Origin of the sequence: Micromonospora sp. M71_S20 (assembly GCF_003664255.1) — a bacterium.
Lineage (GTDB): Bacteria > Actinomycetota > Actinomycetes > Mycobacteriales > Micromonosporaceae > Micromonospora.
In genome coordinates this window covers 1,246,874-1,268,148 of record NZ_RCCV01000001.1, presented here as the reverse complement: position 1 = coordinate 1,268,148, position 21,275 = coordinate 1,246,874, and the positions used below count along the sequence as shown (strand labels likewise).

Below are 21,275 nucleotides of genomic sequence, written 5' to 3'. Positions count from 1 at the left end.
ATGACCGGCTGACGGAGAACCGGGCCACGCGGCGCTTGGACACCGGCTGGGCACCAACCGATCTCGCATGCCTGCCCGACGGCCCCCGCAGGACCGGCGTAGGCCCAAGGAGGGTGCCGGAAGTGGGGGACGCGAAGCCAGGAACCGCCGAGCCCGAACCGCCGAGCCGGGGACCCGGGTCAGGACCGCCCAGCCAGGGGCGCGCCGGGCCGGGGCGGTCGGTCAGGTGGCGGGGGCCGGGACGAGTTCGGGGGTGGGCGGGAGGGTGGCGGCGGTGCGACGGCGGCGCAGCTCGATCGGGAGCACGGCCAGCGCCACCAGAGCCCCGACCGCCCCGGTGACCGCGAATCCCCAGGCCGGCGCGGAGGCGTCGATGACGGCGCCCGCGAGGGGCGCGCCGACCGCGATGCCGACGGTGACCGCCGAGCCGTGCAGGCCCATCGCCTCGCCGCGTACGGAGGCGGGGACCAGCCGGCTGACCGCGTCCGAGGTGGCCGCGATGGTCGGCGCGCAGAGCGCCCCGGCGGGGAGCAGCGCCAGGCAGAGCAGCCACCAGTGCGCCCCGCCCAACCCGACCGGGATGGTGCAGAGGCTGAGCGCGGCCATCAGGACCAGCGGCGAGAAGGAGCGGGTGACCGCCCCGTACGCGAAGCCGCCGACCAGCGACGCGACCGCCCAGACGGCGAGGACGGCGCCCGTCCACCCGACGTCGCCGCTCTCCCGCAGCACGGCGACCACGGCCACGTCGGTGCCGCCGAGCACCAGCGTGCCGGCGGCGCTGACCGCCAGCACGGCGAGCAGGCGCGGGGTGAGCCACGACCGGCGGGGCACTCTCGCCTGCGGCCCGGTCGGCTCGCCGCCGCCCCGGGTGGGCGGGTCGAGCACCCAGAACGCGACGCCGGCGGCGACGATGCCGGCGCCCACGAGGTAGAGCGTGGTCCGCGCGGAGATGGCGGTGACCGCCGCCACGGCCAGCGCGGGGCCGACCATGAACGACAGTTCCACCGCCATCGAGTCCAGCGCGTAGGCGGGGCGGCGCCGCTCCGGCGGCACCATCGCGGCGATGGACTGCCGGATCACCGAGAAGATCGGCAGGGCGAGCGAGCCGGCCAGGAACGCGGCGGGCAGCAGCACCGGGTACGGCAGTATCGGCGCGGTGGACCAGAAGACGGCCTCGGCGATCCCGGTCAGCACGAGCACCGGCCGCAGGCCGCGACGATCGACCAGGCGGCCGAGCAGCGGGCCGCCGATCGCGGCGCCCACGGTGACCGCCGCGCCGACGAGCCCGGCCGCTCCGTAGCCGCGCCCGAGGTCGAGCACGACGTAGAACGTCAGGGTCACCCCGGTGGCGGTGAGCGGGACGCGCGCGAGCACCGACACCAGCAGCAACGACCGGAGACCGGGCAGGGCGAGGGCCTCCCGGTAAGGCTTCATGTTCATGTCGGTGCATACCTCCGCCGGACATCCTCGGCCGGAGGTACGACACCCGCCAGCGAATTACCGCCTCATGCGGCCCTGATCACAGGCTCCCCGCGCATGGTGACCCCGGCGCCCTCGAGGGCGCGCAGCGCCACGTCGGTGGTGTCCGGGGCGACCCCGGCGGTGAGGTCCAGCAGGACGGTGGTGGCGAAGCCCTCCCGGGCGGCGTCCAGGGCGGTCGCCCGGACGCAGTGGTCGGTGGCGATCCCCACCACGTCGACCCGGTCCACCCCGTGCCGGCGCAGCCAGTCGGCCAGGCACTCGCCGTCGTCGGCGTGCCCCTCGAAGCCGGAGTACGCGGCGGCGTGCTCGCCCTTGTGGAAGATCGCCTCGATCCGGTCGGTGGCCAGGTCGGGGTGGAACTCCGAGCCGGGGGTGCCCACCACGCAGTGCCGCGGCCAGGAGTCCACGTAGTCCGGCGGGTCGCCGAAGTGGGCGCCCGGGTCGACGTGGTAGTCCTTCGTCGCGACCACGTGGGCCCAGCGGTCCGGCTCGGCGGCGAGCAGCCGGGTGATCCCGGTCGCCACGCCGGCCCCGCCGCCCACGGCCAGCGAGCCGCCCTCGCAGAAGTCGTTCTGCACGTCCACGATGATCAGCGCGTTGCTCACTGGTGCTCCTTTCAGTCGGCCGGGACGACCGTGACCGGGATGGCCGGGTCGCCGGCGGAGAGCTTCAGCCCCTCCCAGGGGATGGAGATCAGGCACTGCCGCAGGTGCTCCCGCGACTCGTCCAGGCTCGGCCGGTCGACCGGCTCGCCGCCGGCCAGGAACGAGTGCTGGAGCAGCCGGTCGTTGGGCCGGGGGTCGGGCACGCCCTGCGGCACGACGATCTCCTCGGTGGCGGTGCCGGTCGGCTTGTGCCGGCGTACGGCCACCTTCCGGCCGCCGATGGTGGCCTTGTGCTCGGAGCGCTTGACCACCGGCCGGCCCTCGACCTCGACGAGCTTGTAGACCAGCCCGGCGGTGGGCGCGCCGGAACCGGTGACCACGGCGGTGCCCGCGCCGTACATGTCGACCGGTTCGGCGGCGAGCGAGGCGATGGCGTGCTCGTCGAGGTCGCCGGAGACGATGATCTTGGTCTCGGTGGCGCCCAGCGAGTCGAGCAGCTCGCGGGACTGCTGCGCGATCACCGCCAGGTCGCCCGAGTCGATCCGTACCGCCCGCAGGTCGGGCCCGGCCACCGCGATCGCGTTGCGGATGCCCTGGCTGATGTCGTACGTGTCGACCAGCAGCGTGGTGTCCTTGCCCAGCGTGGCGACCTGCGAGGCGAACGCGGCCCGCTCGTCCTCATGCAGCAGGGTGAACGCGTGCGCGGCCGTGCCGGCGGTCGGGATGCCGTAGCGCCGCCCGGCGGCGAGGTTGGAGGTGAACCGGAAGCCGGCCAGGTACGCGGCCCGCGCCGCGGCCACCGCCGCCTCCTCGTGCGCGCGCCGGGAGCCCATCTCGATCAGGGTCCGCCCGCGGGCGGCGGTGACCATCCGCGCGGCGGCGGCGGCGACGGCGCTGTCGTGGTTGAGCACGGAGAGGATGAGCGTCTCCAGCACCACGCACTCGGCGAAGCCGCCGGAGACGGTGAGGATCGGCGAGCTGGGGAAGAACAGCTCACCCTCGGCGTAGCCCTCGACGTCGCCGGTGAAGCGGTAGCCGCGCAGCCAGGCGGCGGCCTGCTCGTCGACCACCCCGGTACGCCGCAGGAAGTCGACCTCGTCGGCGTCGAAGCGGAAGTCGCGGATCAGCTCGATCAGCCGGCCGGTGCCGGCGACCACGCCGTAGCGCCGGCCGGCGGGCAGCCGGCGGCTGAACACCTCGAAGACGCAGCGGCGGTCGGCGGTGCCGTCGCGCAGGGCGGCACTGACCATGGTCAGCTCGTAGTGGTCGGTCAGCAGCGCGGGGCGAAGGGTGCTCACCTCCCCAGCCTAGGGTTCACCCGCTCTCGCCGCCCTCGTGGCCCGGGATCGCCCGCAGGGCGGCCCGTAGCTCCGCCCGCCCGGCGACGCCGAGCTTGCCGTAGATCCGCTGGAGGTGGTTCTCCACCGTGCGGGCGGAGAGGTAGAGCCGCTCGGCGATGACCCGGCTGGTCACCCCGTCGGCGGCGAGGCGCGCCACCTGCCACTCGCGTTCGCTCAGCGCCGGGGAGCCGGCCTGCAACGCCGGGGTACGGATCAGGTCGCAGCGGCCGAGCAGCGCGGCGAGGCGTTCCCGGGCCGTGGCCGCCGCCGGGGACCGCCGCCGGCGCAGCCGGTCCAGGGCGGTGGCGGTGGCCTCCGCCGCGTAGACGGCCAGGCCGAGGGCGTCGAAGCTGTCGGCGACCGCCAGCAGTTCGTCGGCGGATCCGCCCGCGGCGGCCCGGGCGTGCCGGGCGAGCAGCGGGGGCAGCAGCCCGTCGACCCGTTCGGACAGCTCGGCGAGCCGCTGCGCGACGGTGCGCCGGCTGCCGTCGGAGCAGGTCGGGCCGAGGGGCGCCGTCGCCTGGTCCAGCCGGACCAGGTCGTGCAGCACGTGCACCTCGTGGCCGGCGAAGCCGTCCGCGCGCAGCCGGTCGGCCAGCCCGGTCAGGTGCTTGACGGCGCCGGACACGTCGCCACCGGCGGCGAGCACCGCGCCCCGGGCCTGCTCCAGCCACGGGTACAGCACGACCATGCCCGGGGCATGGGTGCGGTCGGCCTCCGCCATCGCCTCGGCCGCCTGCGCGGCGTCGCCCCGCAGCGCCGCCGCCTGGGCCCGCTCGGCCTGGGCCAGTCCCGCGTAGACCCGGCTGGTGGCGAGCACCGCGCAGGCGCCGAGGCTGGTCCGCAGCGCCGCGTCGCTCTGGCCGCGCAGCCGGGCCGCGTACGCCTGGAGGACGGCCAGGTAGCCGGTGCCGAGCCGGAAGTCGCCAGCCCCGGCCAGGTCGGCGAACTCGTCGGCCACGATCGCGTCGATGCCGGCCAGGTCGCCGGCGAGCGCCAGCCGGGTGCCCCGGGCCAGCTCCAGGGCCAGTTGCAGGTAAGGCATGTCCGCCCGCCACCGGCCCACCTCGGCCTGGACCTGGTTGATCGCGGTGGCGCTGCGGTGCAGCTGCCCCTGTGCGGCCTGCAGGTGGGCGATCGTGCTGCGGGCCAGCTCCCGGGCGGCGACGCTCGCGGCCGGCCGGTCCAGCACCGTCTGCCCCAGCCGCAACGCGATGCCGGTGTCCAGCCGGTGCAGTCGCATGATGGCCTCGAAGGCCAGCACCCGGGCCTGGTCGGCGGAGTCCGTGAGGGTCGACCTGCGGGCGGCGATCTCCTCCACGGTGGACTCCCGGCTCAGGCCCCAGTAGCTGACCATGCCCCGCACCGTCAGCCAGCGGCTCAGCCGCCGGTCGCCCTCGATGTCGCCGGAGACCGCGTCGAGCACCCCGATCGCCTCCTCCGGCCGGTCGGCGAACATCAGGATGGTGGCCAGCAGCTCCGCCGCGTCGAAGCCGCCGCCCGCGTCGAGCGCCGCGCGGGCCAGCCGGGTCGCCAGCGGTACGTCGTAGCGGGCGAACGCCTGCCGGGCCGCGTCGAGCAGCAGGGCCGGATCCTGCGCGGTGCCCGAGTCGAGCCGCCAGACGGCCACCCGGAGCAGGTCGTCGCGGCGTCGCTTGCCGACCAGCTCCAGCAGCTCGGCGAGGCGGGCCTGCAACCGTCGCGTCCGGCTGACGGGGCAGCGGCGGCGCATCACCTCGCCGTAGAGCGGGTGGGCCAGCCGCACGTTCGCCCGGCGGTCGTCGTGCTCCACGGCGATCAGCCCGCGTTCCTCGGCGGTCTCCACGTCCACCGGGTCGGCGGCCTGGTTGAGCAGGTGCAGGCCGAGCGGTTCGCCGAAGGCGACCAGCTCCACCACCCCGCGTACGCCCGGGGTGAGCTGGCCGATCCGGACGTCGATCAGGTCGGCCAGGTTGGGCGCCAGTTCCAGCCGGCCGGTCCACTTCCAGATCCCGTACGTGCGGGTCAGCTCCCCGCGGTCGGCGGCGAACACCAGCTCGCGCAGCAGCAGCGGGTTGCCCTCGGAGAGCCGGCCGAGCCGGTCGGCGGAGGTGGCGTCGACCGGTCCCTCCAGGATCTCGGAGAGCAGCCGCGTGGTCTCGGCCGGCGGCAGCGGCTTCAGCTCGACGTGCTCGACCAGGCCGTCGGTCCACAGGGCCCGGATCGGCAGCGGGAGCTGCTCGCCGTCGCGCGACGTGCCGACGACCGTGGCGTTGTCGGACCGGGCCACCAGGTGCACCAGCGCCGCCGACGGCGGGTCGAGCAGGTGCGCGTCGTCGACCGCGAGCACGATCCGGCGGCCGGCCGCCTGCTGTTGCAGCACGTCCACCGCCCAGCGCAGGATGCCGGCGGGGGAGAGGCCCTGCGGCTGCTCGGTCGGGAGCACCTGGACGAGGCCGCCGAAGGGGAGCGCGGCGGTGGTGGCGCTGGCCGCGATCGACCAGACGGCGTACCCGTCGCGGGGGAGGGCCGCCATCCCCTCGCGCAGCAGGCGGCTCTTGCCGATGCCCGCGTTGCCGCTGAAGAAGATGCCCCGCCCCTCCGTGCCGGTCACCGCCGACAGCAGACGGTTGAGCTCATCCGTTCGGCCGACGAACCCCCACCGACTCATCGGGGCAGCATATCGACCGGAATCCGTCCGCGTGCACACCGTCACACACCGAAGTTGAGTAATCTCGCAGTTACCCCTGAGTATTCGAAGTGTTCGGTTCGGGGGCCTGGTCGCCCGTACTCTTCCGGCATCCGGGTGCCGTCACCGGACGATTCCATGCGGCCGGCCGCTGCCGGTCGCCTGCCACGGGAGGCCGCTTTCGATGAAGCCTGGTCCTCTCCCTGCCGTCGACAGGCCCGACGACATGGCCGGAGCCGCAGAGCTGCCCCGTCGGGACCGGCTGCCCGTCCGGCTCGGGGTGACCGAGCCCCGCCCGGAGGAGCCGCTGGCCGTGATCGGCGTCGGCCCGGCCGGCGCGGGGCGGCGCGAGGTGCTCGCCCGCCTGCTCCAGCTCGATCCGGCCATGCTCGCCGTGCCCGCCGACAGCTGGCTCGTGGTGCGCCACTCCCGGGTGCCGACGCGGGCCGCCTACGTGCCCGGCTACCGCCAGCCCCACTCCTACGGTGCCGACCGGCTGGCCGCCGGGCCGGCGCTCGCGCGCCCGCCGCGCCGGGTCGAGCTGAGCCTGCCCGAGCCCCTGCTGCGGCACTTCAATCTCGTCGACACGCCGGACACCGGTGCCCTCGGGGTGGCCGGCGGTCAGCTGCTGCTCGACGCGGCGGGCCGGTCCGGGGCGGTGCTCTTCGTGATCGCCGCCGACCAGGCCTTCACCGCGGTCGAGCTCCATCTGCTCGCCGACCTGGCCCGCGCCGGCGTCAAGGTCGTCTTCGCGGTCACCCCGGGCGCGGGCGGCTGGGCCCCGGTGCCGGAGGGCGCGGCGACGACGGAGGGCACGGGGGTGTCCGTCGGGTCGGCTCCCGCACCGGTGGATCCGGTCGCGGTCACCGTCGAGGCGCACCGGGCGGCCCTGCTGGCCGCCGTTCCCGGGCTCGCCGACGCCCGCTGGTTCCCGCTCGACGCCGCCGGTGACGGGGCGGACCTGCGCCGGGCCCTGGTCGGCTGGGCCGCCGACGAGGGGCTGCGACGGGCGAGCGCCGAACCGCCGGTGCTGCCCGGGGCGCACGGCCGGGTGCCGGTGGTGGCCGACCCGGGCGGCTGGTCGGAGCAGCTCGACCGGCAGGCCCGGTCCTCCTCCCGGCGCATCCGCCAGCACCTCGCCCTGGAGGTGGCGAACATCCACCTCCGGGTGGTGCAGGAGATCGTCTTCGGGGTCGGCTGCGCCGGCCTGCCGCAGCTGCTCGACCGGGAGATGGAGGCGCTGTCGCTGCTGGCCACCGCCCAGTGCGACGAGGCGGTGCGCGGGCTGCTGGAGGAGGCCGCCGGGCGGGTCTTCGGCGCGCCGCTGCCGGCGGGCGTCCGGCGGCGCCTCTACGCCCCCGTGCGCTGGGGCCTGACGGAGCACCGGGGCGAGCACGAGCTGGACCGCGTGCTGCTCGTCACCAGCACCGGCGGCGTGGCGGGGCTGACGGGGGCCGGCGCGACCGACGCACTGGCGAGCTACCCGGGCGTGGCGCGCGTGGAGGTGCTCCCGCCGGTGGCCGTGGCCCTCTCGGGCGGCTGTTGGCAGCACTGGCGCAGCCCCGGCAACCACGATGCCAACGCCGCCCGCGCCTGGGCGCAGCGCGCGCTGCGCGAGGTCGAACTGGAACTGTCCCGGGAGGTGTCCCGGCGGTTCGAGGTGGTCCGCCTCTCGCTGGACGGGGTGCTCTCCGATGCTGTCGACCACGGCATCCTGCTCGCCTGAGGGCGATCCGGTCGCCCGCGGCGTCGGCACCGCGCCGAGGCCGCCGCTCGCCACCGCCGATGCCCTTGACCAGGCCGGACGCGGCGATCCGCGCCGGGCCGGCGTTCCGGTTCCTCGGTTCGGCGGATCCGGTGGCACGATGGGGGGCATGGCGGCTCCGCAGGTTGCACCTGTCGAGACGCCGGACACCGATGAGGTGCCGGCGTCCGACCGGCCGTGGGTGACGATCGTGTGGGACGACCCGGTCAACCTCATGACGTACGTGACCTGGGTCTTTCAGAAGCTCTTCGGCTACAGCCGGGAGAAGGCGGAACAGCTCATGCTCGACGTGCACCACAAGGGTCGCGCCGTGGTCTCCAGCGGCGCCCGGGAGCGGATGGAGCACGACGCGTCGCAGTTGCACGCGTACGGGCTGTGGGCGACGGTGGACCGGTCGTGAGCATGTTCCGTCGCCAGGGTGACCGCTACGTCGTCACCTTCGCCGTCGACGAGGTGCGGGTGCTGCGGAAGGTGGCATCCGAGGTGGTCGGGCTGCTCACCGACGGCTTCGACCACACCGACCCGGTGGTGGGCCGGCTCTTCCCCGAGGTCTACCCGGAGGACCCGTCCGGCACGGCCGAGTTCCGCCGCTACACCGAGGGCGACCTCAAGACCGCCAAGATCGACCAGGCCGGCGCGATCCTCGCCTCGCTGCCCGACGAGGCCGGCGGCGAGGTGCGCCTCGACGCGGAGGCGGCCGAGGCGTGGCTGCGGGCGCTCAACGACGCCCGGCTGGCGATGGGCGTCCGGCTGGAGATCAAGGACGGCACCGACCTCGGCGAGGAGCTCGACGACGCGGTCGCCGAGGACCCGACCTCCAGCCGGGTGTTCCAACTGTCGGTCTACGCGTACCTCGGCTACCTCCAGGAATCCCTGCTCAACGCCTTGATCGACTAGGCGTGACCGCCGCCACCTTAAGGTCGCGGCGGGTACGCGTTAGGCTGGACCACGTGCTGAGCATCGACCGGTCGATCGTCGACGCGATCGTCGCCCACGCCCGTCGGGACCACCCCGACGAGGCGTGCGGCGTGGTCGCCGGTCCCGCCGGCAGCGACACCCCCACCCGGCACATCCCGATGGACAACGCCGCCCGTTCCATGACGTTCTACGAGTTCGACTCGATGGAGCAGCTGCGGGTGTGGCGCGAGATGGACGACCGGGACGAGGAGCCCGTCGTCATCTACCACTCGCACACCGCCACGGAGGCGTACCCGTCCCGCACGGACATCTCCTTCGCCGGTGAGCCCGGCGCGCACTACCTGCTGGTCTCCACCCGCGACCCCGACACGGAGGAGATCCGCTCCTTCCGGATCGTCGACGGCGTGGTGACCGAGGAGCCGGTCCGGATCGTGGACGCGGGGGTGGACCCGCACGCCGTGCAGTCCTACATGTTCGGGCAGAGCCCGGCGACGGTCGACTACGAGTGTTCCGGCCGCTGATCCAGCGCCGTCACACCCGTCCACGTCCCGTCACCTTCCGGCACGCCCGATCATCTTCGAGGAGCACGACATCATGGCCATCGAGGTTCGCATCCCCACCATCCTGCGCAGCTACACCGGCGGCGCGAAGGTCGTCGAGGGCGCCGGCGACACGCTCGCCGACCTGCTCGCCGACCTGGACTCCCGGCACGCCGGCCTGAAGGCCCGGCTGGTCACCGACGCCGGCGCGCTGCACCGCTTCGTCAACGTCTACGTCAACGACGAGGACGTCCGCTTCCTCGGCGCGCTGGACGCCAAGCTCAACGACGGCGACAGCGTGACCATCCTGCCGGCCGTCGCCGGGGGAGCGTTCGGCTTCGCCGCGGCCGCCGCGATCGCCCAGCACGGCGCCGCGGTCGCCGCGCGGTCGGCCGCCGCCGCCCGCTGACGGCGGCGGTCACCATGGCGCGGTACGACAGCCTCCTCGACGCCTGCGGGGGAACGCCCCTGGTCGGGCTGCCCCGGCTCTCCCCGACGGTGCCCGCCGGGGCGCCGCCGGTGCGGCTCTGGGCGAAGCTGGAGGACCGGAACCCCACCGGCAGCATCAAGGACCGGGCGGCCCTGTTCATGGTCCGGGCGGCCGAGGAGGCCGGCCGGCTCCGGCCGGGCGACACCATCCTCGAACCGACCAGCGGCAACACCGGCATCTCGCTGGCGATGGTGGCCAAACTGCGCGGCTACCGGTTGGTCTGCGTGATGCCGGAGAACGTCTCGACCGAGCGGGTGCAGCTGCTCCGGATGTACGGCGCGGAGATCATCTTCTCGCCGGCGGCGGGCGGCTCCAACCAGGCGGTGGCCACCGCCAAGCAGATCTCGGCCGAGCACCCCGACTGGGTCATGCTCTACCAGTACGGCAACGACGCCAACGCCCGGGCGCACTACGAGACCACCGGTCCGGAGCTGCTGCACGACCTGCCCACGATCACGCACTTCGTGGCGGGCCTCGGCACCACCGGGACGCTGATGGGCACCGGGCGCTACCTGCGCGAGAAGGTCGACGGCATCCAGGTCGTCGCGGCCGAGCCGCGCTACGGCGAGCTGGTCTACGGGCTGCGCAACATCGACGAGGGCTACGTGCCCGAGCTCTACGACGCGTCGGTGCTGTCCCGGCGCTTCTCCGTCGGCACGCGCGACGCGGTGCTGCGGACCCGGCAGCTCGTCGAGGTGGAGGGCATCTTCGCCGGCTTCTCCACGGGCGCGATCCTGCACGCCGCCCTCGCGGTGGCGCACGAGGCCGTCCGCGCCGGCCAGCGGGCCGACGTGGCCTTCGTGGTCGCCGACGGCGGTTGGAAGTACCTCTCCACCGGGGCGTACGGCGGCACCCTCGCCGACGCGGAGGAAGCCCTGGAGGGGCAGCTCTGGGCGTGACGTCCCGTGGCCGGGCCGCCGACACGCGTCGGTGGCCCGGCCGCCCGTCACGGCTCCCGCGACGCCGCCGGGCCACTCACCCAGCGCTACCGGCGCACGCCGTCTCGTCACGGGATCCGGGCGGGCGGCCCGGGCGGGTGTCACGTTGGTGACAACTTCCTGTGGATGACTCTTGTCGTCGCGCGGGCGCGCGTAGGCTGCCCTGCGTGGCGTACGCGTCGGTAGAGATCATCCACAGTGGGACCGTCGGCGCGGAAACTACGCATAGTTACAGTGAGACGACTCGATGCGACTGACCGTCCTGGGCTGCGCGGGCAGTTTCCCCGGTCCCGAGTCCCCCTGCTCGGCCTACCTCGTCGAGGCCGACGGCTTCCGGCTGCTGGTCGACTTCGGCTCCGGGTCGCTGTCCAACCTCCAGCGCTACGCGGGGCTGCACGCCCCGGACGCCATCATCCTCACCCACCTGCACTGCGACCACATCCTCGACGCGGCGTCGTACGTGGTGGTCCGCCGCTACGCCCCGGACGGCCCCTACCCGTCGCTGCCCGTCTACGCCCCCGCCGGCGCGCCGGACCGGTTGGCCGCCGCGTACGGGCAGGAGGACAGCACGGTCGAGGACGTCTACCAGTTCTACGCCCTCGAACCCGGCACCTTCCCGATCGGCCCGTTCGCGGTCACCGTCGACCGGGTGAACCACCCCGTCGAGACGTACGGCGTCCGGCTGGAGCACGGCGGCCGGGTCCTCTGCTACTCCTCGGACACCGCGCCCTGCGACGCGCTGCTGCGACTGGCCCAGGACGCCGACACGTTCCTCTGCGAGGCGAGCTACCTCGACGGCGTGGAGAACCCGCCGGACCTGCACCTGACCGGCCGGGAGGCCGGCGAGGCGGCGACCAAGGCCGGGGTGGGCCGGCTGCTGCTCACCCACCTGGTGGCCGCCTGGGGCAGCGAGGCGCACACCGTGGAGTCGGCCGGGGCCGCCTTCGACGGGCCGCTGGAAGTCGTCCGGCCCGGCGCCAGCTACGAGATCTGACCGGCCGGCACCCGGGACGGGACACCCCGGGGCACACCGATCGGGGCACCGCATAGGGTGCAGGGATGGCACGACCTGACGGGCGGCGACCCGACGAACTCCGACCTGTGACGTTGACCCGGGGCTGGAGCACCCATCCGGAGGGCTCGGTGCTCGTGGAGTTCGGCGGCACCCGGGTGCTCTGCACCGCCAGCGTCACCGAGGGCGTGCCCCGCTGGCGCAAGGGCTCCGGGCTCGGCTGGGTCACCGCCGAGTACGCGATGCTGCCCCGGGCCACCAACACCCGCTCCGACCGGGAGAGCGTGAAGGGCCGCGTCGGCGGGCGTACGCACGAGATCTCCCGGCTGATCGGCCGGAGCCTGCGGGCGTCGATCGACCTGAAGGCCCTCGGTGAGAACTCGATCGTGCTCGACTGCGACGTGCTCCAGGCCGACGGCGGCACCCGCACCGCCGCGATCACCGGCGCGTACGTGGCGCTGCACGACGCGGTGACCTGGCTGGCCGGGCGCAAGTCGCTGGCCGGCAAGCCGGAGAAGGTGATGCACCGCTCGGTGGCCGCGATCAGCGTCGGGATCATCGACGGCGAGCCCCGGCTGGACCTCGACTACACCGAGGACGTGGCCGCCGAGGTCGACATGAACGTGGTGTGCACCGGCACGGGCGAGTTCGTCGAGGTGCAGGGCACCGGGGAGGCGGGCGTGTTCGCCCGCGCGCAGCTCGACGCCCTGCTCGACCTGGCCGTCGCCGGCTGCGTGGAACTGGCCGAAGCCCAGCGGAAGGCGCTCTTCTCATGAACAAGGTGCTGCTCGCCACCCGTAACCGCAAGAAGCTCGTCGAGCTCCAGCGGATCCTCGACGGCGCGCTCGGCGCGCACCGTGTCGCCCTGATCGGGCTCGACGACGTCGAGGAGTACCCGGAGCTGCCCGAGAGCGGCCTGACCTTCGGCGAGAACGCGCTGATCAAGGCGCGGGAGGGCTGCCGGCGCACCGGCCTGCCGACGATCGCCGACGACTCCGGGCTCGCCGTCGAGGCGCTCAACGGCATGCCGGGGGTGTTCAGCGCCCGCTGGGCCGGCCGGCACGGCAACGACGAGGCCAACCTCCAGCTGGTGCTGGACCAGATCGCGGACCTGCCCGACGAGCACCGGGGCGCGTCGTTCGTCTGCACGGTGGCCCTGGTGCTGCCCGGCGGCAAGGAGCACCTGGTCGACGGCCGGCAGACCGGCCGGCTGCTCCGGTCGCCGCGCGGCGACGGCGGGTTCGGCTACGACCCGATCTTCCTCGGCGACGGCCAGGACCGCACCAACGCCGAGCTGACGCCGCAGGAGAAGGACGCGGTCAGCCACCGGGGCAAGGCGTTGCGGGAGCTGGCCAAGCTGGTCGCCAAGGTGCTGCCGCCCGCGAGCTGACGGACCCGCCCCGGTGCCAGGGGTGCTGACGGGTTTCGCCGTCATCGTCGCCGTCATCGCCGTCGGCTACGCGCTCGGCCGTGGCGGGGTGCTGGGGCCGGAGGCGGCCACCGTCCTCTCCCGCGTGGCGTTCTTCGTGGCGACTCCGGCGCTGCTGTTCGAGACGGTGGCCCGGGCCGACGTGCCCGCGGTCGTCTCGTCCGCCCTCGTCGTCACGGTGGTGAGCACCACCGCCGTGGCGTCGGTGTTCGTCGCCGTCGCGAGGCTCTGCTGGCGCCGCTCCGTCGCGGACGCGACGGTCGGCGCCCTGGCCTCGTCGTACGTCAACGCGGCGAACATCGGCATCCCGGTCGCGGTCTACGTCCTCGGGGACGCCTCGTTCGTCGCGCCCGTCCTGATGTTCCAACTGGTCGTCATGACGCCGGTCGCGTTCGCCTTCCTCGAGGCGGCCACGGCGGGAAGCAGACCGTCGCTCGGCACGGTGGTGCTCCAGCCGCTCACCAACCCGGTCACCATCGCGTGCGCGCTGGGCGTCGGGGCCAGCCTGACCGGCTGGCTGCCGCCGGAGCCGGTCCTGCGGCCGATCGAACTCGTCGCGGCGATGGCGGTTCCCGCCACACTGATCGCGTACGGCCTCTCCCTGCACGGCGCGCCGCGGCCCGGCTCCGGCGACACCGGGCGGGACGTACGGCTCGCGGTCGTCCTCAAGACGGTGGTCCAGCCCACCGTCGCCTACCTCGTCGCCCGCTTCGCGATGGGGCTGCCGCCCAACCTCGTGCTGGCCTGCACGGTCACCGCCGCCCTGCCGACGGCGCAGAACGTCTTCGTCTACGCGATCCGCTACGGCCGGGGCGCGGTCCTGGCGCGCGACTCGATCCTGCTGTCGACGGTGGCCGCCGTGCCCGTGCTGGTCGGCGTGGCGGTGCTGGCGGGCTGAGCCCCGACGTGGCGACGCGATCCGGCCGCCCGCGCGGCACCCCGGGCCACCGCGGCGCAACGGTGGCCCGGGGTGGCCGTCAGTCGAGGGGCCCGATCTCGCCCTCGATGGCGGCGCGCAGCTCGGGCCCGGCCAGCACGTCCCGGGCGGCCTCCATCAGCGGGGCCAGGAAGACGTCCGGACCGGGTTCCCCGGCGATCCCGCCGAGCGCCGCGACGGCCGCCCGGCCGGCCGGCGACGGGTCGAGCGGGGCGCGCAGCTGGAGCCCGCGTACGCCGGCGAGCAGCTCGACGGCGAGCAGGCTGGTCAGGTTGTCCAGCACGGTGCGCAGCTTCTTGGCCGCTGCCCAGCCCATCGAGACGTGGTCCTCCTGCATGCCGCTGGTGGGCAGCGAGTCCACCGACGCCGGCGCGGCGAGCCGGCGGTTCTCCGCGACGATCCCGGCCGCCGTGTACTGGGCGATCATCAGCCCGGAGTTGACCCCGGCGTCGGGGGAGAGGAACGCCGGCAGCTCCCGGGACCGGGTGACGTCGAGCAGCCGGTCGACCCGGCGCTCGGCGATCGCGCCCACCTCGGCGGCGGCGATGGCCAGGAAGTCGGCGGCGAAGCCCAGCGGTGCGCCGTGGAAGTTCCCGGTCGACTCGACGCGGCCGTCGGGCAGCACCACCGGGTTGTCCACCACCGAGACCAGCTCCCGGCCGGCCACCGTGCGGACGAAGTCCAGCGTGTCCCGGGCCGCCCCGGCGACCTGCGGGGCGCACCGCATCGAGTACGCGTCCTGCACCGCGTGCGCGAGGTCGTCGCGGTGCGAGTCCATCACCCGGGAGTCCTGGAGCAGCCGGTGGATGTTCGCCGCCGAGGCCGACTGCCCGGGATGCGGCCGGATGGCGTGCAGCTCCGGCAGGAACGGCCGCTCCGAGCCGAGCATCGCCTCGATGGCGAGGGCGGCGGTGACGTCGGCCATCGTGAACAGGTGCGCGGCGTCGTGGATCGCCAGCAGCAGCATGCCGAGCATGCCGTCGGTGCCGTTGATCAGCGCCAGCCCCTCCTTGGCGGCCAGCCCGATCGGCGCCAGCCCCGCCCGGCGCAGCACGTCGGCGGCGGGCAGCCGTTCGCCGGCCGGGCCGAGCACCCAGCCCTCGCCGAGCAGCACCAGCGCGCAGTGCGCCAGCGGCGCCAGGTCGCCGGAGGCGCCCAGCGAGCCGTGCTCCGGCACCCACGGCGTCACGTCGTGGTTGAGCAGGTCGACCAGCGCCTCGGCGACCAGGGGCCGGACCCCGGAACGGCCGAGCGCCAGCGAGCGGACCCGCAGCAGCATCATGGCCCGGACCACCTCGCGCGGCATCGGCGCGCCCACCCCGGCGGCGTGCGAGCGGATCAGCGCGTGCTGGAGCTCGGCCCGCCGCTCGGGCGCGACGAAGGTGTTCGCCAGCGCGCCGAAGCCGGTGGAGACGCCGTAGACCGGCCGGCCGGCGGCCTCGATGCCGTCGACGATGGACCGGCTGACGGTCATGGCGTCGACGGTGGCCGGGTCGAGGACGACCTTGGCGGTGCCGCGCGCCACGGCGAGCACGTCGGCGGGGGAGATCCCGGTGGGCAGTACGGTGACGGTCATTGGGGCACTCCGTTGCGCAGAACCTGGCGGATCAGTGGTACACCGGGCCGGTAGGCCAGGTGCAGGTGGGACGGGGCGTCGAGGATCATCAGGTCGGCCCGGGCCCCGGGCCGGAGCACCCCGACGTCGTCGCGGCGCAGCGCCCGGGCGCCGCCGGCGGTCGCGGCCCAGACGGCCTCCGCCGGGGTCATCCGCATCTCGCGTACGGCGAGCGCGACGCAGAACGGCATCGACGAGGTGTACGACGAACCGGGGTTGCAGTCGGTCGCCAGCGCCACGATCACGCCGGCGTCGAGCAGCCGGCGGGCGTCCGGGTAGGGCGAGCGGGTGGAGAACTCGGCGCCGGGCAGCAGGGTCGCGACCGTGGTCGGCTCGAATCCGGAGACCCACGTCTCGCCGGCCGAGGCCAGCGCGTCGACGTCGGCGTCGGTCAGGTGGGTGCAGTGGTCGACGCTCGCCGCGCCCAGCTCGACGCCGAGCTGGACGCCCGGCCCGGGGCCGAGCTGGTTGGCGTGCACCCGCACGCCCAGCCCGACGGCCTGCCCGCAGGCGAGGATGGCGCGGGCGTGGTCGACGTCGAACGCGCCCCGCTCGCAGAAGACGTCGATCCAGCGGGCGTACGGCGCGGCGGCGGCCAGCATCGGCCCGCAGACCAGGCCCACGTAGTCGTCGGGGCGGTCGGCGTACTCGGCGGGGACCACGTGGGCGCCGAGGAAGGTGGTCTCCTCGCTGACCTCGGCGGCGATCGCCAGCGAGCGGGCCTCGTCGGCGACGGTGAGGCCGTACCCGCTCTTGATCTCCATGGTGGTGGTGCCCTGCCGCATCGCCTCGCCGCGCAGCCGGCGCACGGTGGCCCGCAGGTCGTCGTCGGTGGCCGCCCGGGTCGCGCCGACGGTGGTCCGGATGCCGCCGCCGGTGTACGGCTGCCCGGCCATCCGGGCGGCGAACTCGGCGGCCCGGTCCCCGGCGAAGACCAGGTGGGCGTGGCTGTCCACGAAGCCGGGGAGCACGGCGGCGCCCCCGGCGTCGATGCGCCGGTCGGCGGCCGGCGCGTCGCGGGACGGCCCGATCCAGGCCACCCGCCCCTCCTCGACCAGGAGGGCGACGTCGCGCCGGATGCCCAGCGGCCCGCCCTCGCCTCCGACGTCGTTGGTCACCAGCTCGCCGATGTCGTCGACCAGCAGACTGCTCACGAGGTCACCTCCTCGATCGCCGCAACCAGTTCGGCCGGCACGTCGACGGTCAGGTGCCGGCCGTCGCGCACCACCGTCCGGCCGTCCACCACGACCTGCGCGACGTCGGCGGCGCCCGCCGCGAACCAGACCCCCACCGGCGGTACGCCGGCCGTGCGCGGGCTGTCCAGCCGCACGGTCACCAGGTCGGCCCGCGCCCCCACGGCGATCCGCCCGGCGTCGCGCCAGCCCAGCGCGGCGTGACCGCCGACGGTGGCCGCGTCGCGCAGCTCGGCGGGGCCGAAGTGCCCGCGCCGGCGGGTGCGCAGCCGCTCGTCCAGTTCCACCGCGCGGGCCTCCTCGAAGAGGTCGATCACGGCATGGCTGTCGCTGCCCAGGCTGAGCGGCAGGCCGACGTCGGCCATCCGCCGGGCCGGGCCGATCCCGTCGGCCAGGTCCCGCTCGGTGGTCGGGCAGAGGCAGACGCCCGTGCCGGCGTCCCCGAGCAGCGTGAGGTCGCCGCCGGTCAGGTGGGTGGCGTGCACGGCCGTGGTGTTCGGGCCGAGCGCCCCCCGGTCGGCGAGCAGCCGGGCCGGGGTGCAGCCGTGCGCGGCCCGGCAGGCGTCGTTCTCGGCGGGCTGCTCGGAGAGGTGCACGTGCAGGGGTGCGCCGCGCCGGTCCGCCCATCCGGCCACGGTGGCGAGCTGCCCGGCGGGCACCGCGCGCACCGAGTGGATCGCCGCGCCGACCCGGGCGTGGTCGTCGGCGGGCCGGAACGCGTCGACCCGCTCCGCCCAGCGCAGCGCGTCGCCGTCGCCGAAGCGTCGCTGCGGCCCGGCGAGCGGCTCCCCGTCGACGGTGGCGGTCAGGTAGCAGGTGTCCAGCAGGGTGATCCGGATCCCGGCGTGGGCGGCGGCCTCGACCAGCGCCGCACCCATCGCGTTCGGGTCCGCGTACGGGGTGCCGTCCGGGCCGTGGTGCACGTAGTGGAACTCGCCGACGCAGGTGACGCCGGCCAGCGCCATCTCGGCGTAGACCGCCCGGGCCAGGGCCAGGTACGAGTCCGGGTCGAGCCGCTGCGCCACCGCGTACATCCGGTCGCGCCAGGTCCAGAAGTCGCCGCGCCCGCCGTGGGTGCGCCCCCGCAACGCCCGGTGGAACGCGTGCGAGTGGGCGTTGGCGAGCCCGGGCAGCGTCAGCCCGGGCAGCCGCTCGGCATCGGCCATGACCTCGACCCCGGCGGGCGGCGTGCTCCCGGCCGTCAGCGGGGTAACACCGGTGATCCGTCCGTCGGTCGTCTCGATCAGCACGTCGGCCGTGGGCTCGGCGTGGTCGGGCAGCCAGGCGTACTCGGCGAGCCAGCGGGTCACGGTCATCTCGTACGCCCCCTGTCGAACTGGATCGTCTGCGACATCAGTCGATCACCGCGGGGGCGAATCGTCTGCGACATCAGCCCGACAGGCCGCCGCCGACCTCCCCGGGCCGCGTTCACCGGCATGCCAGCTCCTCCACCACCCGGGCCAGGGCGGTGACCCCGGCCGCGCAGTCGGCGTCGCTGGCCGACTCCGCCGGCGAGTGCGACACCCCCGTCGGGTTGCGCACGAAGAGCATCGCCGTGGGCAGGTGCGCGGCGAGCACCCCGGCGTCGTGCCCGGCCCCGGTCGGCAGCACCGGCGCGTCGAGCAGGGTCGCGAGCCGGTTGGCCAGGCCACCGTCGAAGGCGACCAGCGGGGTGGCCGACTCCTCCGTCAGCGCCACCTCCGTACCGTCGCGGCGGGCCCGCTCGGCGGCCTTCGCGCGCACCGCGTCGACCAGCCCCGTCAGCGTCTCCGGCTCGGCGGCCCGGGCGTCCAGCCAGCCGGTCACCTTCGACGGGATGGCGTTGGTGGCATTCGGCTCCACCGCCACCCGGCCGACGGTGGCGTGGGCACCGCGCAGCCGCGCCTCCTTGTTGGCCGCCAGCACCGTGAAGGCGTACGTCAGCATGGGGTCGCGGCGGTCGGCCATCCGGGTCGTACCGGCGTGGTTGCCCTCGCCGGTGAACTCGAAGCGCCAGCGGCCGTGCGGCCAGATCGCGCTGGCCACCCCGACCGGCGCGTCGGCGTCGACCATCGCTCGGCCCTGCTCGACGTGCAGCTCGACGAAGGCGGCGAAGCCGCCGAGCAGCTCGGGTCGGGCGCCCGCCGGCCGGGCGCCCAGCGCCTCGGCGAAGCTCACCCCGCCGGCGTCGCGCAACCCGGCCGCGCGGTCCACCGCGATCTCCCCGGCGAGCAGCCGCGACCCCAGGCACGGTACGCCGAACCGCGCGCCCTCCTCCTCGACGAACGCGCCGACCACCACGGGGCGGGCCGGCGCGACGCCGGCCGCGCGCAGCTCGTCGACGGCGAGGAACGCGCTGACGATGCCGAGCGGCCCGTCGTAGGCCCCGCCGTGCGGCACCGAGTCGAAGTGGCTGCCCGTCAGCACCGCGTCGCCGGCCTCCGGGTCGCCCCACCGGGCGAAGAGGTTGCCGTTGCCGTCGTCGGTGACCGGCATGCCCCGGCGGTCGGCCTGCTCGCGGAACCACTCCCGCAGCCGCAGCTCCGGCGCGGTCAGCGCGTAGCGCAGGTAGCCGCCGCTGCCCTCGTCCCGCCCGACCGGCGCGATCTCGTCCCACAGCGCCCGGAACCGCCCGGCGAGGTCGCTCACGCGGTACCTCCGATGTTCGCGACTGCGGGGCTCCGCTGCGCTGCACTCCTCGCGCTCACGGGGTCTCCGCCATCGGCACCCGCACGCCGGTGGCCTCCGCGACCTCGCGGGCGGCGTCGTAGCCGGCGTCCACGTGCCGGATGACGCCCATCGCCGGGTCGTTGGTGAGCACCCGCTCGATCTTCTGCCCGGCCAGCGCCGTGCCGTCGGCCACACAGACCTGCCCGGCGTGGATGGACCGGCCGATGCCGACCCCGCCGCCGTGGTGGATCGACACCCAGGACGCCCCGCTGGCGGTGTTGACCAGCGCGTTGAGCAACGGCCAGTCGGCCACGGCGTCGGAGCCGTCGGCCATCGACTCGGTCTCCCGGTACGGGCTGGCCACGCTGCCGCAGTCCAGGTGGTCGCGGCCGATCACCACGGGCGCCGACAGCTCGCCGGAGGCGACCATCTCGTTGAACCGCACCCCCGCCTTGTCCCGCTCGCCGTAGCCGAGCCAGCAGATCCGCGCCGGCAGGCCCTGGAAGGCGACGCGCTCGCCGGCCATCCGGATCCACCGGGCCAGCGACTCGTTCTCCGGGAACAGCTCCAGGATCGCCCGGTCGGTGGCCGCGATGTCGGCCGGGTCGCCGGAGAGCGCCGCCCACCGGAACGGGCCCTTGCCCTCGCAGAACAACGGCCGGATGTACGCGGGCACGAAGCCGGGGAAGTCGAAGGCCCGCTCGAACCCGCCGAGCTTCGCCTCGCCCCGGATCGAGTTGCCGTAGTCGAAGACCTCCGCGCCGGCGTCGAGGAACCCGACCATCGCCTCGACGTGCTTCGCCATCGACGCCCGCGCCCGGTCGGTGAACTCGGCCGGCTTCGCCGCCGCGTAGTCCCGGGCGTCGGCCGGCTCCACCCCCTCCGGCAGGTACGACAGCGGGTCGTGCGCGCTGGTCTGGTCGGTGACGACGTCGATGTCGACGCCCCGGCGCAGCAGCTCCGGGAAGACCGTGGCCGCGTTGCCGACCACGCCGACGCTCAGCGCCCGCCGGTCCCGCTTCGCGGCCAGCGCCCGCTCGACGGCGTCGTCCAGGGAGTCGGCGACCTCGTCGAGGTAGCGGTCGTGCACCCGCCGGTCCAGCCGGCTGCGGTCCACGTCGACGACCAGGCAGACGCCGCCGTTCATGGTGACCGCGAGGGGCTGCGCCCCGCCCATCCCGCCGCAGCCGGCGGTGAGCGTCAGCGTGCCCGCCAGGGTGCCGCCGAACCGCTTGGCGGCGACGGCGGCGAACGTCTCGTAGGTGCCCTGGAGGATGCCCTGGGTGCCGATGTAGATCCACGAGCCGGCGGTCATCTGCCCGTACATGGTCAGGCCGAGCTGTTCGAGGCGGCGGAACTCCGGCCAGGTGGCCCAGTCGCCCACCAGGTTGGAGTTGGCCAGCAGCACCCGGGGCGCCCACTCGTGGGTACGCATGACGCCCACCGGCCGGCCCGACTGCACCAGCATGGTCTCGTCGTCGCGCAGGTCGGTCAGGGTGCGCACCAGCGCGTGGTACGACGGCCAGTCCCGCGCCGCCTTCCCGGTGCCGCCGTAGACCACCAGGTCGTCGGGACGCTCGGCCACCTCCGGGTCGAGGTTGTTCATCAGCATCCGCAGCGCGGCCTCCTGGGGCCACCCACGGGCGGTGCGTTCGGTGCCGCGTGCGGCGCGGACGGGCTGGGTCATCTCGGCTC

Annotated in this window: 19 protein-coding genes; 10 read left to right on the top strand and 9 right to left on the bottom strand. The window is 74.9% G+C overall.

Annotated elements, in window-relative coordinates:
- Window positions 1-222 precede the first annotated feature (222 nt).
- From DER29_RS05560 to DER29_RS05545, 4 genes are all read right to left on the bottom strand, one after another.
- Entirely contained in the window at window positions 223-1,440 is a 1,218-nt protein-coding gene (locus DER29_RS05560; RefSeq protein ID WP_121396347.1) for an MFS transporter, read from the bottom strand.
- 65 nt (window positions 1,441-1,505) lie between these two features.
- Window positions 1,506-2,087, bottom strand: a complete 582-nt coding sequence (locus DER29_RS05555) for an isochorismatase family protein (protein ID WP_121396346.1) — start codon at window positions 2,085-2,087, stop codon at window positions 1,506-1,508.
- 11 nt (window positions 2,088-2,098) lie between these two features.
- A complete protein-coding gene (locus DER29_RS05550) occupies window positions 2,099-3,385 on the bottom strand; it encodes a nicotinate phosphoribosyltransferase (RefSeq protein WP_121396345.1) in 1,287 nt (428 codons plus the stop codon).
- A 16-nt stretch (window positions 3,386-3,401) separates the two neighbouring features.
- Window positions 3,402-6,077 (bottom strand): LuxR C-terminal-related transcriptional regulator, encoded by a 2,676-nt coding sequence (locus tag DER29_RS05545; RefSeq protein ID WP_121396344.1) that lies wholly within the window; start codon window positions 6,075-6,077, stop codon window positions 3,402-3,404.
- A 244-nt stretch (window positions 6,078-6,321) separates the two neighbouring features.
- On the opposite strand from DER29_RS05545, the gene DER29_RS05540 reads away from it, so the two are divergent.
- The 10 genes from DER29_RS05540 (at window position 6,322) to DER29_RS05495 (ending at window position 14,084) form a co-directional block, all read left to right on the top strand.
- Window positions 6,322-7,821, top strand: coding sequence for a hypothetical protein (locus DER29_RS05540; RefSeq protein ID WP_233599648.1), 1,500 nt, complete (start codon window positions 6,322-6,324; stop codon window positions 7,819-7,821).
- Window positions 7,822-7,969: 148 nt separating this feature from the next.
- Entirely contained in the window at window positions 7,970-8,260 is a 291-nt protein-coding gene (clpS, locus tag DER29_RS05535) for an ATP-dependent Clp protease adapter ClpS (protein WP_089001780.1), read from the top strand.
- Between the two features lie 2 nt (window positions 8,261-8,262).
- Window positions 8,263-8,757, top strand: a complete 495-nt coding sequence (locus DER29_RS05530; protein WP_192581321.1) for a DUF2017 domain-containing protein — start codon at window positions 8,263-8,265, stop codon at window positions 8,755-8,757.
- 53 nt (window positions 8,758-8,810) lie between these two features.
- Window positions 8,811-9,299 (top strand): Mov34/MPN/PAD-1 family protein, encoded by a 489-nt coding sequence (locus DER29_RS05525; RefSeq protein WP_121396342.1) that lies wholly within the window; start codon window positions 8,811-8,813, stop codon window positions 9,297-9,299.
- A 73-nt stretch (window positions 9,300-9,372) separates the two neighbouring features.
- On the top strand, window positions 9,373-9,726 hold the full coding sequence (locus DER29_RS05520; protein WP_121396341.1) for a MoaD/ThiS family protein: 354 nt from the start codon (window positions 9,373-9,375) through the stop codon (window positions 9,724-9,726).
- A 14-nt stretch (window positions 9,727-9,740) separates the two neighbouring features.
- Complete coding sequence (locus tag DER29_RS05515) at window positions 9,741-10,706, top strand: PLP-dependent cysteine synthase family protein (RefSeq protein ID WP_121396340.1); 966 nt, start codon at window positions 9,741-9,743, stop codon at window positions 10,704-10,706.
- Window positions 10,707-10,992: 286 nt separating this feature from the next.
- Window positions 10,993-11,739, top strand: coding sequence for an MBL fold metallo-hydrolase (locus tag DER29_RS05510; RefSeq protein ID WP_121396339.1), 747 nt, complete (start codon window positions 10,993-10,995; stop codon window positions 11,737-11,739).
- A 65-nt stretch (window positions 11,740-11,804) separates the two neighbouring features.
- On the top strand, window positions 11,805-12,533 hold the full coding sequence (rph, locus tag DER29_RS05505) for a ribonuclease PH (protein WP_121396338.1): 729 nt from the start codon (window positions 11,805-11,807) through the stop codon (window positions 12,531-12,533).
- A complete protein-coding gene (gene rdgB / locus DER29_RS05500; protein WP_121396337.1) occupies window positions 12,530-13,147 on the top strand; it encodes an RdgB/HAM1 family non-canonical purine NTP pyrophosphatase in 618 nt (205 codons plus the stop codon). Before rph ends, rdgB begins: the two co-directional genes overlap by 4 nt.
- Window positions 13,148-13,169: 22 nt before the next feature.
- Complete coding sequence (locus DER29_RS05495; protein WP_233599647.1) at window positions 13,170-14,084, top strand: AEC family transporter; 915 nt, start codon at window positions 13,170-13,172, stop codon at window positions 14,082-14,084.
- Between the two features lie 79 nt (window positions 14,085-14,163).
- Here DER29_RS05495 and hutH read toward each other — a convergent pair whose 3' ends face one another.
- From hutH to hutU, 5 genes are all read right to left on the bottom strand, one after another.
- Window positions 14,164-15,699: a histidine ammonia-lyase gene (gene hutH / locus DER29_RS05490; RefSeq protein WP_121396335.1), complete on the bottom strand. Its 1,536-nt coding sequence runs from the start codon at window positions 15,697-15,699 to the stop codon at window positions 14,164-14,166.
- On the bottom strand, window positions 15,696-16,892 hold the full coding sequence (gene hutI, locus DER29_RS05485) for an imidazolonepropionase (protein ID WP_121396334.1): 1,197 nt from the start codon (window positions 16,890-16,892) through the stop codon (window positions 15,696-15,698). The genes hutH and hutI overlap by 4 nt, the downstream gene beginning before the upstream one ends.
- Complete coding sequence (locus tag DER29_RS05480; RefSeq protein ID WP_121399023.1) at window positions 16,889-18,241, bottom strand: formimidoylglutamate deiminase; 1,353 nt, start codon at window positions 18,239-18,241, stop codon at window positions 16,889-16,891. Before DER29_RS05480 ends, hutI begins: the two co-directional genes overlap by 4 nt.
- Window positions 18,242-18,359: 118 nt before the next feature.
- Complete coding sequence (locus DER29_RS05475) at window positions 18,360-19,559, bottom strand: allantoate amidohydrolase (RefSeq protein WP_121396333.1); 1,200 nt, start codon at window positions 19,557-19,559, stop codon at window positions 18,360-18,362.
- 55 nt (window positions 19,560-19,614) lie between these two features.
- Window positions 19,615-21,267 carry a urocanate hydratase gene (gene hutU, locus DER29_RS05470; RefSeq protein WP_233599646.1) on the bottom strand — a complete coding sequence of 551 codons (1,653 nt, stop codon included), beginning with the start codon at window positions 21,265-21,267 and terminating at the stop codon, window positions 19,615-19,617.
- Window positions 21,268-21,275 lie beyond the last annotated feature (8 nt).

Coding starts and splice junctions, on each gene's coding strand:
- DER29_RS05560 (WP_121396347.1), bottom strand. CDS start 1,440: ATGAACATGAAGCCTTACCGGGAGGCCCTCGCCCTGCCCGGTCTCCGG.
- DER29_RS05545 (WP_121396344.1), bottom strand. CDS start 6,077: ATGAGTCGGTGGGGGTTCGTCGGCCGAACGGATGAGCTCAACCGTCTG.
- DER29_RS05540 (WP_233599648.1), top strand. CDS start 6,322: ATGGCCGGAGCCGCAGAGCTGCCCCGTCGGGACCGGCTGCCCGTCCGG.
- clpS (WP_089001780.1), top strand. CDS start 7,970: ATGGCGGCTCCGCAGGTTGCACCTGTCGAGACGCCGGACACCGATGAG.
- DER29_RS05530 (WP_192581321.1), top strand. CDS start 8,263: ATGTTCCGTCGCCAGGGTGACCGCTACGTCGTCACCTTCGCCGTCGAC.
- DER29_RS05520 (WP_121396341.1), top strand. CDS start 9,373: ATGGCCATCGAGGTTCGCATCCCCACCATCCTGCGCAGCTACACCGGC.
- DER29_RS05515 (WP_121396340.1), top strand. CDS start 9,741: ATGGCGCGGTACGACAGCCTCCTCGACGCCTGCGGGGGAACGCCCCTG.
- DER29_RS05510 (WP_121396339.1), top strand. CDS start 10,993: ATGCGACTGACCGTCCTGGGCTGCGCGGGCAGTTTCCCCGGTCCCGAG.
- rph (WP_121396338.1), top strand. CDS start 11,805: ATGGCACGACCTGACGGGCGGCGACCCGACGAACTCCGACCTGTGACG.
- rdgB (WP_121396337.1), top strand. CDS start 12,530: ATGAACAAGGTGCTGCTCGCCACCCGTAACCGCAAGAAGCTCGTCGAG.
- hutH (WP_121396335.1), bottom strand. CDS start 15,699: ATGACCGTCACCGTACTGCCCACCGGGATCTCCCCCGCCGACGTGCTC.
- hutU (WP_233599646.1), bottom strand. CDS start 21,267: ATGACCCAGCCCGTCCGCGCCGCACGCGGCACCGAACGCACCGCCCGT.